Raw genomic sequence first — 14,539 nt, forward strand, 5'->3', positions numbered from 1 at the left:
TGCATTTGAGTATAGTTGATTTTAATCAAGGCACGCACTCCCAAGTGAAAATACAGAATTCAATCTGACTGAGTAGTATCGTTTGCCGCATAGCTTTGCTTTGCGGACCCGCAAGATGATGACGCAGAGGATGTTTCGGCATGGGGTTTAATCGCAAGCAGTGGATCGCAACTGGTGTAGTCGTGGCTTTGGTAGCCGGAGGCTACTATGCCTGGAAAGCACTGAGCGAACCCGGACTGCCGGAAGGCATTGCTGGCGGAAATGGGCGAATCGAAGCCGTAGAGATCGATGTATCCACCAAAAGCCCCGGACGTATCCGCGAAATTCTTGCCGACGAAGGACAGTTTGTTGAGGCAAACGCGGTTCTGGCGCGCATGGATACTGCCCAGCTCGAGAGCCAGCGAAAACAGGCTGAAGCGCAGCTTCGTCGCGCTGAAATAAGCATTGAGACAGCGAAAAGTTTGGTTGTCCAGCGTGAAGCCGAGCAAACCGCCGCTCAGGCCACGGTCGCACAGCGCGAAGCGCAACTGGACGCTGCAAATCGCCGTTTGGCCCGTTCGCAACAGCTTTCAGAATCGCGCACAGTCTCTCAGCAGGTGCTGGATGATGATCGCGCAACCGCGCAGGGTGCTGAGGCAGCCGTGGGTGCTGCAAAGGCGCAGCTCGCCGCGACGGCGGCTGCGATCAGTGCTGCAAAGGCACAAGTTGTTGATGCAGAAGCTGCGGTTGAAGCTGCAAAGGCTGCGATTGCCACCATCGATACAGATATCAATGATGCCACATTGCGTTCGCCAAAGCCTGGCCGCGTGCAATATCGTGTTGCGCAACCGGGTGAAGTATTGTCGGCTGGCGGTCGCGTGCTGAATCTGGTGGATGTCAGCGATGTCTATATGACTTTCTTCCTGCCGACTTCGCAGGCTGGACGCGTGGCCATTGGTGCTGATGCTCGCATCGTGCTTGATGCAGCTCCTCAATATGTGATCCCTGCCACGATTAGCTTTGTAGCCGATGTTGCGCAGTTCACGCCAAAGTCGGTTGAGACTGAGGAAGAGCGTCAAAAGCTCATGTTCCGCGTTAAGGCAAAAATCCCGCAGGAATTGCTTCAGAAATATATTCAGCAGGTCAAAACCGGGCTTCCGGGTATGGCTTACGTGAAACTCGATCAAAATGCTGAATGGCCGAAGAATCTCGCGGAAACAGTAAAATGAGTGGGGCTTCGATAAAGGCTGGCGTGGGCGACGACAGCTTTGTCGTTCGCGCAGATAGCGTGAAGCTGTCCTATGGATCGACTGAAGCATTGCGCGATGTTTCGCTCGAGGTGCCTGCCGGCTGCATGGTCGGGCTGATTGGGCCTGACGGCGTTGGAAAGTCGAGCCTTCTGTCGCTGATTGCTGGCGCTCGCGTTATGCAGAAGGGCAGGATTGAAGTGCTCGACGGCGATATTGCCGACAAGCGTCATCGCCAGTCGGCATTTCCACGCATTGCCTATATGCCGCAAGGATTGGGGAAAAACCTGTATCCGACGCTCTCCGTGTTCGAGAATATCGAATTTTTCGGGCGGCTGTTTGGCCATGACAAGCATGAGCGCGAACGCCGCATTGCAGACCTTCTGGCGCGAACGGGCATGTCGCCTTTTGCTGATCGCCCGGCTGGTAAGCTTTCGGGTGGCATGAAGCAGAAGACAAGTCTTTGCTGCTCACTGATCCATGATCCTGATTTGCTTATCCTTGATGAGCCGACAACGGGCGTTGATCCTTTATCGCGGCGTCAGTTCTGGGAACTGATTGACGATATCCGCAAAGATCGTCCGGGGATGAGCGTTATTGTGGCCACGGCCTACATGGAAGAAGCGGAGCGCTTCGATTGGCTGGTTGCTATGAATGACGGCCAGATTCTTGCAACCGGCACGCCTCAGGAACTGCTTGAGAAAACCCAGACGCCTAATCTTGATGCAGCCTTCATCGCGCTTTTGCCGGAGGAGCTTCGGAAAGGGCACAGCGAAGTAGTAATGCCACCGCGCAATACACAGGCAGATAGTGGCATCGCTATCGAAGCCGAGCATGTCACGGTGCGATTTGGCAATTTCACTGCCGTTGACAATGTAAGTTTCCGTATTCCGCGCGGCGAGATTTTCGGCTTCCTCGGCTCTAACGGTTGCGGCAAATCCACGACGATGAAGGTCTTGACCGGCTTGTTGCCTGCAAGCGAAGGCACGGCAAGGCTGTTTGGACGCGAAGTCGACCCAAAGGATATCGATATACGCCGTCATGTTGGTTACACGTCGCAGGCGTTTTCGCTCTATTCCGAACTGACAGTTCATCAAAATCTGGAGCTTCACGCCAAGCTGTTTGGCATGGCGGAAGAAGATACCAAGCGCAGAATCAAGGAACTGTCCCAAAGGTTTGATTTGGCTGGCGTTATGGATGATCTTCCCGACTCGATGCCGCTCGGCATCCGTCAGCGCCTGTCGCTGGCTGTCGCGCTGATCCATTCGCCGGATATTCTTATTCTCGATGAGCCAACTTCAGGCGTTGATCCAGTTGCGCGCGATGCGTTCTGGCAAATCCTTGCCGATCTTTCGCGCAACGACAATGTCACGATTTTCGTCTCGACCCATTTCATGAATGAAGCGGAACTGTGTGATCGCATTTCCTTGATGCATGCTGGCAAGGTGTTGATCAGCGATACGCCAAAAGCCATTACTGCAAGCCGGAATGCAGCAACACTTGAAGATGCTTTCATCGCATATCTCGAAGAAGCAATTGGCGAAACAGCGCCTGAGAAAGACGTTCAAGAGTCGGTGAAGGTTCAGCCTGAAAAAGTTGAGAAAAGCACGACGGCCAGCGCAGGCTGGTTGCCAAATCCTCGGCGAATGCTAGCTTTCTCACGCCGCGAAGCGCTGGAGTTGAAACGCGATCCGATCCGCGCGACATTGGCCATTCTGGGCACTGTGATCCTGATGTTCGTGATCGGATACGGTATCAATCTCGATGTCGAGGACTTGACGTTTGCGGTTTTGGATCGCGACGATACGACGATCAGCCGTGATTACACGCAGCAACTTGCTGGTTCCCGGTATTTCACTGAAAAAGCACCCATAACCGATTATGACGACCTTGATCGGCGTATGCGCGAAGGTGAAATCAGCCTGGCAATTGAAATCCCGCCGAATTTCGGCAGCAATGTCGCGCGTGGTCGTCCCGTCGAAATTGGTGCCTGGATCGACGGCGCCATGCCAACGCGAGCGGAAACCGTGCGTGGTTATGTGCAGGGAATGCATGCCAATTGGCTGACACAAAAAGCGCGCGAGCTTTATGGAAGCAACGCCACTGTCGGCAACTTCAATCTGGAAATTCGTTATCGTTATAATCCGGACGTCCAGAGCCTTGTGGCCATGGTGCCAGCAGTTATCCCGCTACTTCTGCTGATGATCCCTGCAATGTTGGCGGTTCTGAGCGTTGTGCGTGAAAAAGAACTTGGCTCCATCATTAATTTCTATGTGACGCCGGTGACTAAGTTCGAGTTTTTGCTCGGCAAACAGCTGCCTTATATCGCGCTTGCCTTTCTCAACTTCCTGATGCTGACGGCCTTTGCTGTTTTCATATTCCGTGTGCCATTCACAGGCAGTTTCCTGACCTATGCCACGGCAGCGCTTCTCTATGTCATCATTACGACCGGCATGGGCTTGGTGATTTCAACCTTTATCAATAGCCAGATTGCGGCGATCTTCGGTACTGCATTGCTGACACTCATTCCCGCAGTGCAATATTCTGGCATTATCGATCCAGTCTCGTCTTTGCAGGGGGCAGGTGCGTTTATCGGCAAGATTTATCCGACGACCTATTTTGTGACAATTTCGCGCGGGACTTTCTCAAAGGCGCTCGATTTCTCCGATCTCGCCGGGTCATTCCTGCCGCTGCTGATTGCCATACCGGTTCTTACCGTTCTCGGCATTGTACTTCTCAAGAAGCAGGCGGGCTGAGATGCGGATTTCCAATATATTCCAGCTTGGCGTCAAGGAACTGCGCGGACTGGCGCGTGATCCGATGCTTCTGCTGCTTATCGTCTATGCCTTCACACTTGCGATCTATACCGCTGCAAAGGCTATGCCGGAAAATCTCAACAATGCGGCAATCGCAATCGTTGATGAGGATCAGTCACCGGTTTCGGGTCGCATCACGACTGCGTTTTATCCGCCATATTTTGTGCCGCCAAAGCTCATCTCATCTCATGAGATGGATAAACGGATGGATTCTGGGCTCGATACGTTTGCGCTCAATATCCCGCCGAATTTTCAGCGCGATCTGCTTGCCGGGCGTTCGCCAACGATTCAGTTGAATGTCGATGCAACGCGCATGAGTCAGGCCTTTACCGGCGGCGGTTATGTTCAGTCGATAGTTTCCAGCGAAGTGAACGAGTTTCTCAATCGCTATCGCGGGGATACTCAAACACCGGTTGGACTTAACCTACGTGCGCGCTTCAATCAGGATCTGAACAAAGGCTGGTTCGGTGCGATCACAAATGTCATTTCATCGGTAACTATGCTTTCGATCATTCTGACGGGCGCAGCTCTCATCCGCGAGCGCGAACATGGCACAATCGAACATCTGCTGGTCATGCCGGTGACGCCACTTGAGATCATGGTCTCTAAGGTCTGGTCAATGGGGATGGTGGTGCTGGTGGCGACTGCCTTTTCCCTGGTTGTGGTTGTGCAGGGCATTCTCGCGGTGCCGATCAATGGTTCGCTGACGCTGTTTTTGGCGGGTGCTGCATTACAGCTTTTCGCGACAACGAGCCTTGGCATCTTCCTAGCAACGATTGCTGGTTCTATGCCTCAGTTCGGACTTCTCCTGATGCTGGTTCTGCTTCCGTTACAGGTTCTCTCGGGCGGTACAACGCCGCGCGAAAGTATGCCGGAAATTATTCAGAATATCATGCTGGCGGCACCCAACACGCATTTCGTGATGCTCGCGCAATCGGTGCTATTCCGCGGTGCGGGATTGAGTGTCGTGTGGCCACAATTGCTGGCCATGATTGTAATCGGAAGTGTTCTTTTCTTCTTTGCACTGCGTCGTTTCCGCGACTTCCTGAGATGAAAAATCCATACAATTCAACCATCTGAATCACTTGGCTCTGAATGTGATTCAGATGGGGCACATTGTTGCAGTTGATAATCTGCCATCCCCTTGCTATCGCTCGCCACAGGAAACGGTTCTGTCCGCAAGGATGGATGAAAAGGGAACACGGTGAGGCTCATTTGAAGAGCTGAGACCGAGACTGCCCCCGCAACTGTGACCGGCGAGTCATCCTCCCATGATCGTAAGTTGCGATCATAGCCACTGAATATTCACGTTCGGGAAGGCGGAGGACCGATGAAGACCCGGAAGTCAGGAGACCTGCCGTATCCAGTCACCCATGGCTGACACGAGGGGTGTCCAGTCGCGGCCGTCCGTAGCGGTGACATTGTGAAATGTTGCCGTGGGACAAAGACAAGGGGCTTCCGCCCTGATTTCTGACACCTGCGGTGAAGCAAGGCTTGCACGCAGGAAGTAGAAATAATGCATATTCTCAAACTATCGGCATATCTCGCATCCACCGTTCTGGTGGTTACGCCGCTCGACGTATTCGCTCAGACGAAGGCAAGCGTGCAGGATGGCGTTGTGCTTGATACGATTGTCGTCACACCGTTGAGGCGTGCAACGTCTTTGCAGCGCTCCACATCGTCCGTCACGGTCATTGATCGGGAGGAAATTGACCGATCAGCGGCGCCTGATTTGCAATCGCTTCTTCAGTACTATCCGGGAATTTCGATTACCACCAATGGCGGGCAGGGATCGTCTTCCAATCTCTACATTCGCGGTATGTCGTCAAAACAGACGGTTGTTCTCGTCAATGGTGTGCGAACCGCATCAGCAACGACCGGAGCAACAGCGCTTTCCAATATTCCGCTGAGTTCAATTGATCGTATTGAAATCGCGAAAGGCGCGCATTCCTCGCAATATGGTGCGGATGCGATGGGTGGTGTGATTAATATCATCACAAAGCAGGGTGGAGCCTGCGGGGAGCGCTCCTACTGCGGAAGTCTGACAACGGGGGTTACGCATCCATGGGGCGGTTATGCGTCCGGTTCGCTTCAGGGACGCAGCAAGGATGGCATTGATTATGCCTTTGGTGCCGCTGTCACAGGCACACAGGGATATAATTTTACGACACCGGATTCTTTCGGCTATGAGCCTGATCGTGATGGTTTTCTACAGGGTTCGTTTAACTTCTCGCTGTCGAAGGATTTTGACTGGGGGAAGATTTATACTGATGGCTTCCTGAGCCGCGGCCGCAATCAATATGATGCCAAAGCACCGTCTGCTAATGAAGCGTATACAACAGCATTTAGCGGCAAGTTGGGTGCGCGTATCGATCACACCGCTGATTGGTCTTCGACGATCGAGCTCAGCTCTGGTCTAGATCACAGCCGAAATTTCCGTAAGGGGGTTAGTGGGTCTGATCTGTTTGAAACCAAGCGCTATGGCATCTTTGCCTCGACGGAAAAGCAGTTTGAAACGGGCAATGTTTCGCATGTGGTGACAGGTGGCGTTGAAGCTTACCGCGAGGAAGTCAGCGCTACGACCGAATATGCCAAAACCAGTCGTGATCTGGCTGCGGTATTCGGGCAATACTCGCTCGAATATGATGCGCTGCGCTTTGATGGCGGTGTGCGCTACGATTATAATGAGCAGTTTGGTGACGTGGTCACGTATAATCTCGGCGCGAGCTACGAAATTCTGCCGGATCTCGTGCTGCGTTCTTCGTTTGGCACTGGCTTCCGTGCGCCGACCTTTAATGAGCTTTACTATCCCGGCTTTGCGAATGCCGATCTGCAGCCGGAAAAATCCCGATCGTATGAGATTGGTCTGAACTGGCAAGCAACAGCCGATACAAGTCTCGATTTGGCTTTCTATAAGACATGGCTACGTGATGCGATCATGAGCACGGCACCATCCTATCTGCCTTACAATATTGCGCGTGCAGAAGTGACGGGTTTCGAAGCGGCGCTGACTCATCGCTTCAACGAAACTTGGGCGGTGAAAGGATCACTCGACCTCAAAAAGCCAATTGATGAAGATACTGACAACGATTTGCCATATCGCGAGCGGGTGAAGGCGACAGCTGAAGTGAATTTCAAGCCTATAGACAAGCTCGATCTAACGGCTCGGTTGCTTTACGGCGGTTCGCGCTACACAACTGCCGCGAATACCAAGAAGCTTGATCCTTATGTGACGGCGGATTTCATTGCACTGTATGATATCGACACACAATCGCAGTTGAAGCTTTCGGTAGAGAATATTTTCGACAAGGATTACCAGACAACGTCCGGCTATAATGCGCCGGGGCGCAGCTTTAATATCGGGCTGACGCGGAATTTCTGACGAGATGCGCAACATGAAAACGCAGTCCGGGTTATGGAAAATCAGGTTTGGCCTTTTGGCCTGCCTGTTTCTGACTGCGTTTCATCCCGCTCATGCGGATGGATTGCCCAAGCACGTCGTGTCGATCAATGTCTGTACAGATCAGCTGGCAATGCTGCTGGCAGATGCCACTCAGCTGCGGTCGGTGTCGTATCTCTCGCGTGACCCGCTTCTGTCTGTGATGACCGAGAGAGCAAAACAGCTGCCCATCAACCATGGGCAGGCTGAAGAAGTGTTCCTCATGAAGCCTGATCTGGTGCTGGCGGGCACGTTTTCTTCGCGTGCCACGGTTGGGTTGTTGCGGGATTTGGGTGTGCAGGTAGAGGAATTTGCGCCTGCACGCTCTTTTGAGGATATCAAAGTGCATATGAAGCGCATGGGCGAATTGCTCGGCCGTGAAAGCGAAGCAACTCGCCAGATTGCAGACATGGATATGGCTCTTTCAGCAATCCAAAAGCCTGACCATAAACAGACCGTCGCGCTCTATTATGCGAATAGTTATACGTCGGGACGCGGCACGCTGATTGATAAAGCAGTCCGTCTGGCCGGGCTTGATAATATCGCCGATAAGGCGGGTGTTCGTGGTTCAGCTATGCTGCCGCTGGAAATGCTGGTTATGGAAAAGCCTGATATTTTGGTGCGCGGATCGCGGGGACGACCGCCCGCACTGGCCTTTGAGAATTTCGAGCATCCGGCATTGCGCGCGCTCGAAGGGCACACGCGAAGCGTGGCGCTCAACGACAATCTGACAGTATGTGGCGGGCCGTTCAGCGTTGAAGCTGTTGCGAAGCTCGCGGAGGCTGCGCGTGACTGAAACTGGTCGTTTTTATCTCCTGCTTGTTGTTCTTGGCTTGATGGTTCTGGTGCTATTTGCGCTTTCGCTGTTGGTTGGTCCGGCATCCATCAGTGTGGGTGGGAGCATTCGGGCGCTATTTGCCGGGCAGGGGGATGTGATCGTGTTGGTTATGCGCGAAATCCGGCTGCCGCGCGCTTTGCTTGCCTTGCTAATTGGTGCTTCGCTAGGCCTTTCAGGTGCTGCTCTTCAGGGCTATCTGCGCAATCCGCTGGCCGAGCCAGGGCTGCTTGGCGTGAGCTCGTCGGCCTCACTTGGTGCGGTGATTGCGATTTATACGGGGCTGTCGCAGGTTTTCCCGTTGGCTTTGCCATTACTGGCGCTGGTCGGGGCATTTCTGTCAGTCTTTTTGGTCAAGGCTCTCGCGGGGCGTCACGCCGGAACACTGACTGTCATTTTGGCAGGTGTTGCCGTCACCAGTCTCGCCGGAGCGATGACAGCACTGGCGCTTAATCTGTCGCCTAATCCATTCGCTGCCATGGAAATCGTGTTCTGGATGCTGGGTTCTCTTGCCGATCGGTCGATGACGCATGTATGGCTTGCCGCACCCTTCATTCTGATCGGTTGGGCGATGTTGTTTTCACTGGGGCGTGCGCTTGATAGCCTAACGTTAGGATCGGATGCGGCAGCCAGCATGGGCGTCAATCTCGCGCGCGTTCAGATTCTCGCTGTCCTTGGCACTGCGGCTTCCGTTGGCGCATCGACTGCGGTTGCGGGAGCAATCGGTTTTGTAGGGCTTGTAGTGCCACATCTGTTGCGCCCGCTGGTCGGTTCGCGACCGTCACGTCTGCTTGTTGCCAGTGCCTTTGGCGGTGCTGCCCTTCTGTTGGCTGCCGACGTGCTGGTGAGAGTGATTATGCCGGGGCGCGAATTAAAGCTCGGAGTGCTAACGGCAATCATTGGCGCCCCGTTCTTCCTGTGGCTTGTCTTTAAATATCGGAGACGGCTGGTATGAGCACTCTTTCAATCCACAATCTTGATGTCTCGCTGGGGCGCAAAGCGGTGCTTGAAGCTGTCGGTTTCGAGGCAGGTGAAGGTGAGTTTATCGGCTTGATCGGTCCAAATGGTGCAGGCAAGACCACGCTGCTGCGTGCGCTTTTAGGCCTTACATCTTCGACAGGGGACATTCTGCTGGATGGCTCGGACCTCCGAAGATTGCATGTTGCGGATCGCGCCAAGATCATCGCTTATCTGCCGCAGGAACGCGATGTTGCATGGCCGGTAACAGTTAGGATGCTGGTATCGCTTGGGCGGTCAGCACTGAAGCCTGTGTTTGCAGGACTGGACCGTGACGATGAAACTGTGATCGAGACTGCCATGCAGCGCATGGGTGTGGCTGAACTTGCGTCACGTCCTGCTAACGAGCTATCGGGCGGTGAAAGAGCGCGCGCCCTGATCGCACGGGTATTGGCACAGAACACGCCGATCATCATGGCTGACGAGCCTGTAGCTGGGCTTGATCCGGCCCATCAGTTAGAATTGATGGAGCTTTTTGCCGGTTTGGCAACCGAGAAGAAGACGGTGATCGCCTCGCTGCACGATCTTGGTCTGGCCGCGACATATTGCACCCGGCTGATTGTGCTTAATCAGGGTCGGCTCGTCGCCGATGGTGCGCCGGAAGAGGTGCTCAATCCGACGCTCCTGAAAGAGGTCTATGGCATCGACGCGCAGCTGATGAAGATCGAGCACGAATTCATCCTGCATACGCGTAAGCGCTTTCGGTAGATTATATTGGTTTCCACTGCCGCTCGCGGCTGGATACGTAGATGGCTTCGATAGTTTTTTGCACCTCATAGCCTTCGCGGAAATCGGCGTGACCTGTATTCTGTCCTGCAATACTTAACAGGAAGTCGCGCACCTCAATCGTTTTCAGATCATTGAAGCCAATCTGATGCCCGCCCGCCACGCAAAACGCGCCATAAGGCTCGTGGTCTGGGCCTGCGAAGATCTTGCGGAAACCCTGTTGCCCTTTCTTGTCAGAGAAAAGGAATAGGTCGAGTTCGTTGAAGCGCTCTTGCGAGAAAAAGATCGAGCCCTTTGAGCCTGATATCTCAAAATCATGTTGCATTTTGCGACCACTGGCGAGCCAGTTCGCTTCGATATTGCCGGTTGCGCCATTCTCGAACGATAGAAAAGCATGGCAGATATCATCCACTTCGACTGCTTTCATGTGCGATGGGTTGTTATGGTCGGGACGCTCTGCAATTGCTGTCACGCTTTTGCCCATCACCTCTGCAACCGGACCAACCAAATAGCGTGCCGCGGCAATGATATGGCTGCCTATATCGGCAAGTGCGCCACCACCGCCTGCCGGATCAAGTCGCCATGACCAAGGAATTCGATGATCGGCCATGAAGTCTTCGGCATGGATGCCGCGAAAATTTCTGACTTTGCCAATTTCATCGCTCTCGATGATGTCTCTAGCGAGCTTAATCATCGGGTTCTTGAGGTAATTGAATCCGACTGCGGTTTGAATGCCCTTCCGTTCGGCAGCGAGTGTCATTTCAAGGCATTCGGCGGCAGTTGGAGCTAATGGCTTTTCACAGTAGACGTGCTTGCCTGCATTAATGGCAGCAAGCGCCATTTCTTTATGAAAGCGATTTGGGGTGGTGATATCGATCAGATTGATGGCTGGATTGGTGATCAGGTCACGCCAACTGCCTGTGGAATGAGCAAAGCCAAGCTGACACGCTGCGCGTGAGGCGGTTTTCTCGTCCACATCGGCCAATGTGTGAAGCTCGACCGTCATCGGCAGGTCGAAAATCCGGTTTACATTCGCAAGGGCGAGAGCATGAGTTTTGCCCATGAAACCCGAGCCGATCAGGCCTGCTACAACTGCCATTCTCTCCTCCCAGAGCTAAATTGCATGTGCATTTTGACTGCTGCTTATGTGATTGACATGAGCTAACAGAAATGGAATTATAATTCCACGAGAATTTTCTAATGAATGTTTCATTCTATTAAATGACAAAGATTGCAGCGAAATTGCCGGGATCAAATGCGTGGAGGCAGCCCCGGAATTAGCTCTGAACGAGGTGCAGATAAATTAACAAACCGGCGGGGAGTGCCGGGCAGGGAGGAGTGAACATGAAATCTCTATTGAAATCGGCAGTTGCTGGCGTTGCGCTGATGGCTGCGTCATTTGCGGCGCAGGCACAGGATGTCAGCATTGTTGTTGTCAGTCACGGCCAGGCATCCGATCCTTTCTGGTCGGTTGTGAAGAATGGTGTTGCGGAAGCAGCCAAGGATACAGGTGCAAAGGTTGATTATCGCGCACCTGAAACATTCGACATGGTGCAGATGGCGCAGCTGATTGATGCTGCGATCAACCAGAACCCGCAGGGCATCGTTGTTTCGATTCCCGATGCGGACGCGCTCGGGCCGTCGATTGAACGTGCTGTTGCAGCCGGTATTCCGGTTATTTCGATGAACGCAGGTTCGGATGCTTCCAAAAAGCTTGGTGCGTTGCTGCATGTCGGTCAGGATGAGTTCGATGCTGGCAAGGTTGCCGGTGAAGCACTTAAAAAGGCTGGTGGCAAGAAAGGCATCTGCGTCAATCAGGAAGTCGGTAACGTCTCGCTCGATCAGCGTTGCGCGGGCTTCAAGGAAGGTTTTGGCGATGTGACGGTTCTGCCTACTTCGGCAGATCCGACTGAAAACGAATCCAAGGTGCGTGCAGCACTCGCATCTGACACGGCGGTCGATACAATTCTGACGCTGAACGCAACGCTGGCCGGTGAGCCCGCGGTAAAGGCAGCTTCAGAAAGTGGTCGCGAAGGCATTCATATTGCCACTTTCGATATGTCGGCTGGCTTCCTTGAGGCGGTTGAAAACGGAAAAGCGGATTTCGCGATTGATCAGCAACAGTTTCTGCAGGGTTATCTGCCAGTTGCGTTTCTGGCGCTCAATGCGAAATACGGCCTGATGCCGGGCGGCAATGTGCCGTCGGGCCCGAACCTGATTACCAAGGACAAAGCCAAGCAGGTGGTTGAACTGTCTGCCAAGGGCATCCGCTAAGCAGCAACGCATAACTTTTGAATATCTCACCCCGCCCATGAAAATGGGCGGGATCGAGTATCCATACCCATAAGTTCGCGACTTTCATGTCGCGTTGTCTAGAGCGCGTTTCTCTCAAATTGAATCAAAATGGTGCTCTAGGGAATTGTTTTAATGCGTATTTTCGCGGATACGCTTGAAGGAGGAAAGCATGAGTGAGCCAACTTCATCAGAGCAGCCCGCTCAGACCGCAGCAAATGATCCGGCGATCGCAGCTGCGCAACGGGATGAGCGGCTGAAGAACGCCAGTGCACTTCAGCGGATGCTTAGTCGGCCTGAACTGGGTGCGGTTTCAGGTCTCGTGCTCATCACGATCTTCTTCCTGTCGACAGCCAATCCGGCAATGTTCACCGCCGCCGGTATTATGAATTTCATGGCGCCCGCATCGCAGCTTGGCATTCTTGCTGTGGCTGCCGCGCTACTCATGATCGGTGGCGAATTTGATCTTTCTATAGGCTCAATGATAGCGTTCGCCGGCCTAATATTCGCTGCTGCCCTCGTCGTTTGGCAGGTACCGCTCATCGTTGCCATCATTCTGACACTGGTTTTCGCGGCGCTTGTGGGGGCTGTGAACGCGCAGATTGTGCTTAAAACCGGCTTGCCCTCCTTCATCGTTACGCTGGCGTTTCTGTTCATCCTGCGTGGGCTTTCGCTGGTCGGCCTCAAATGGGCGACGGGCGGTGCAACGCAATTGCGTGGCGTGAAGGAAGCTGTTGGCACGAGCTATCTTGCAGGATTGTTTTCTGGTGATGCTTTTCAAGGATTGTTTGAATGGCTTGCGGAAAAAGACCTCATCGCGAAGTTCCCAAATGGCCAACCGACGGTGAAGGGTGTACCCGTCGAAGTTCTCTGGTTCATCGGCATTGCTCTCGTGGCGACCTACGTTCTGGTTCGTACCCGCTTCGGCAACTGGATTTTCGCGTCCGGTGGTGATGCGCTGGCTGCGCGCAATTCGGGTGTGCCTGTGCGTCGTGTTAAGACAATTCTTTTCATGTGTACGGCAATGGCAGCAGCACTTGTTGCCATTCTTACTGTTCTTGATGCGGGGTCGACGGATGCGCGGCGCGGCTTCCAGAAGGAATTCGAAGCGATCATTGCAGCTGTTATCGGGGGCTGTCTGCTTACCGGCGGCTATGGTTCGGCCATTGGGGCATTCTTCGGCTCGATCATCTTCGGTATGGTGCTGATTGGCCTGACTTACACGACGATTGATCAGGACTGGTACTTGGTATTCCTTGGCGGAATGCTGCTGATCGCCGTTCTCTTCAACAACTTTATCCGTAAGCGCGCCACCGGCGAGCGATAGGTTTCAGCATTCACGCAGTTTCGGGGAAACCGCTTCTAAACTTTCCTGAAACTGCGTTGATAGGGAGTATGCACTATGACAACCCCGATCATTGAAGTTCGCAATCTTGTCAAACACTTCGGCCCTGTTATTGCGCTGAACGGCGTTTCACTCAGTGTGGAACCGGGGCAGGTACACTGTCTGCTTGGTGACAACGGTGCCGGTAAATCGACGCTGATTAAAACACTGTCCGGCGTGCACAAACCAACAAGCGGAGAGTTCTTTGTTGAAGGCAAACAGGTTGTCTTCAACAGTCCGCGCGATGCGCTCGATCACGGCATTGCGACGGTCTATCAGGATCTTGCGATGATCCCTCTTATGTCGGTCATGCGAAATTTCTTTCTCGGTCGGGAACCGACCAAGGGGATTGGGCCAGTTCGCTGGTTCGATACGCAGTTTGCGGAAGATGTGACCCGTGAAGAGATGAAGAAGATCGGTATTGATGTCCGTGATCCGCAGCAGGCCGTTGGCACGTTGTCGGGCGGCGAACGACAATGTGTAGCGATTGCACGGGCAGTCTATTTTGGGGCGAAAGTGTTGATCCTCGATGAGCCAACCTCGGCACTTGGTGTGCGTCAGACAGCTATGGTGCTGAAGTATATCAACCTTGTGCGTGAGCGAGGGCTTGGTGTGATCTTCATCACGCATAATGTGCGCCACGCTCATGCCGTAGGCGACAAGTTTACCGTGCTTAATCGCGGTGCCACGTTTGGAACCCGCACCAGAAGCGATGTGGACATGGATGAGCTGCAGAGCCTTATGGCAGGCGGCCAGGAACTGGCTGATCTCTCATCTGCGTTGGGTGGACGGGTTTAACTTATA

The 14,539-nt window shown here is 53.5% G+C and carries 11 protein-coding genes and 1 riboswitch; of the genes, 10 read left to right on the plus strand and 1 reads right to left on the minus strand.

The annotated features are described in order from the left end of the window. Window positions 1-140: 140 nt before the first annotated feature. The 7 genes from RT142_RS08780 to RT142_RS08810 all read left to right on the plus strand — a co-directional run bounded on the left by RT142_RS08780 (window position 141) and on the right by RT142_RS08810 (window position 10,041). Window positions 141-1,208, plus strand: a complete 1,068-nt coding sequence (locus tag RT142_RS08780; protein WP_313028349.1) for an HlyD family efflux transporter periplasmic adaptor subunit — start codon at window positions 141-143, stop codon at window positions 1,206-1,208. Beyond that, a complete protein-coding gene (rbbA, locus tag RT142_RS08785) occupies window positions 1,205-3,982 on the plus strand; it encodes a ribosome-associated ATPase/putative transporter RbbA (protein WP_313028350.1) in 2,778 nt (925 codons plus the stop codon). Before RT142_RS08780 ends, rbbA begins: the two co-directional genes overlap by 4 nt. 1 nt (window position 3,983) lies before the next feature. Further along, window positions 3,984-5,096: an ABC transporter permease gene (locus RT142_RS08790; protein WP_064320792.1), complete on the plus strand. Its 1,113-nt coding sequence runs from the start codon at window positions 3,984-3,986 to the stop codon at window positions 5,094-5,096. Between the two features lie 96 nt (window positions 5,097-5,192). Continuing rightward, window positions 5,193-5,419: riboswitch (cobalamin riboswitch) on the plus strand. A gap of 139 nt (window positions 5,420-5,558) precedes the next feature. Beyond that, on the plus strand, window positions 5,559-7,424 hold the full coding sequence (locus RT142_RS08795; protein WP_313028352.1) for a TonB-dependent receptor domain-containing protein: 1,866 nt from the start codon (window positions 5,559-5,561) through the stop codon (window positions 7,422-7,424). 13 nt (window positions 7,425-7,437) lie between these two features. Further along, a complete protein-coding gene (locus RT142_RS08800; protein ID WP_313028354.1) occupies window positions 7,438-8,277 on the plus strand; it encodes an ABC transporter substrate-binding protein in 840 nt (279 codons plus the stop codon). Next, a complete protein-coding gene (locus tag RT142_RS08805; protein WP_313028356.1) occupies window positions 8,270-9,271 on the plus strand; it encodes an iron ABC transporter permease in 1,002 nt (333 codons plus the stop codon). Before RT142_RS08800 ends, RT142_RS08805 begins: the two co-directional genes overlap by 8 nt. Continuing rightward, on the plus strand, window positions 9,268-10,041 hold the full coding sequence (locus RT142_RS08810) for an ABC transporter ATP-binding protein (protein WP_313028357.1): 774 nt from the start codon (window positions 9,268-9,270) through the stop codon (window positions 10,039-10,041). Before RT142_RS08805 ends, RT142_RS08810 begins: the two co-directional genes overlap by 4 nt. Window position 10,042: 1 nt before the next feature. Here RT142_RS08810 and RT142_RS08815 read toward each other — a convergent pair whose 3' ends face one another. Then, on the minus strand, window positions 10,043-11,158 hold the full coding sequence (locus tag RT142_RS08815; RefSeq protein WP_113159997.1) for a Gfo/Idh/MocA family protein: 1,116 nt from the start codon (window positions 11,156-11,158) through the stop codon (window positions 10,043-10,045). Window positions 11,159-11,403: 245 nt separating this feature from the next. Between RT142_RS08815 and RT142_RS08820 the strand changes: the two genes are divergently transcribed. From RT142_RS08820 to RT142_RS08830, 3 genes are all read left to right on the plus strand, one after another. Further along, window positions 11,404-12,333: a sugar ABC transporter substrate-binding protein gene (locus RT142_RS08820; RefSeq protein WP_007875639.1), complete on the plus strand. Its 930-nt coding sequence runs from the start codon at window positions 11,404-11,406 to the stop codon at window positions 12,331-12,333. Between the two features lie 190 nt (window positions 12,334-12,523). After that, window positions 12,524-13,678, plus strand: coding sequence for an ABC transporter permease (locus RT142_RS08825; RefSeq protein ID WP_007875638.1), 1,155 nt, complete (start codon window positions 12,524-12,526; stop codon window positions 13,676-13,678). A 75-nt stretch (window positions 13,679-13,753) separates the two neighbouring features. Next, on the plus strand, window positions 13,754-14,533 hold the full coding sequence (locus tag RT142_RS08830; protein ID WP_112812487.1) for an ATP-binding cassette domain-containing protein: 780 nt from the start codon (window positions 13,754-13,756) through the stop codon (window positions 14,531-14,533). Window positions 14,534-14,539 lie beyond the last annotated feature (6 nt).

The sequence above is a fragment of the Brucella sp. genome (assembly GCF_032066345.1).
Lineage (GTDB): Bacteria > Pseudomonadota > Alphaproteobacteria > Rhizobiales > Rhizobiaceae > Brucella > Brucella pseudogrignonensis.

Excerpts from the sequence above, each read along its gene's own strand:
- RT142_RS08780 (WP_313028349.1), top strand. The coding sequence starts at position 141 with ATGGGGTTTAATCGCAAGCAGTGGATCGCAACTGGTGTAGTCGTGGCT.
- RT142_RS08820 (WP_007875639.1), top strand. The coding sequence starts at position 11,404 with ATGAAATCTCTATTGAAATCGGCAGTTGCTGGCGTTGCGCTGATGGCT.
- RT142_RS08810 (WP_313028357.1), top strand. The coding sequence starts at position 9,268 with ATGAGCACTCTTTCAATCCACAATCTTGATGTCTCGCTGGGGCGCAAA.
- rbbA (WP_313028350.1), top strand. The coding sequence starts at position 1,205 with ATGAGTGGGGCTTCGATAAAGGCTGGCGTGGGCGACGACAGCTTTGTC.
- RT142_RS08825 (WP_007875638.1), top strand. The coding sequence starts at position 12,524 with ATGAGTGAGCCAACTTCATCAGAGCAGCCCGCTCAGACCGCAGCAAAT.
- RT142_RS08790 (WP_064320792.1), top strand. The coding sequence starts at position 3,984 with ATGCGGATTTCCAATATATTCCAGCTTGGCGTCAAGGAACTGCGCGGA.
- RT142_RS08800 (WP_313028354.1), top strand. The coding sequence starts at position 7,438 with ATGAAAACGCAGTCCGGGTTATGGAAAATCAGGTTTGGCCTTTTGGCC.
- RT142_RS08815 (WP_113159997.1), bottom strand. The coding sequence starts at position 11,158 with ATGGCAGTTGTAGCAGGCCTGATCGGCTCGGGTTTCATGGGCAAAACT.
- RT142_RS08795 (WP_313028352.1), top strand. The coding sequence starts at position 5,559 with ATGCATATTCTCAAACTATCGGCATATCTCGCATCCACCGTTCTGGTG.
- RT142_RS08830 (WP_112812487.1), top strand. The coding sequence starts at position 13,754 with ATGACAACCCCGATCATTGAAGTTCGCAATCTTGTCAAACACTTCGGC.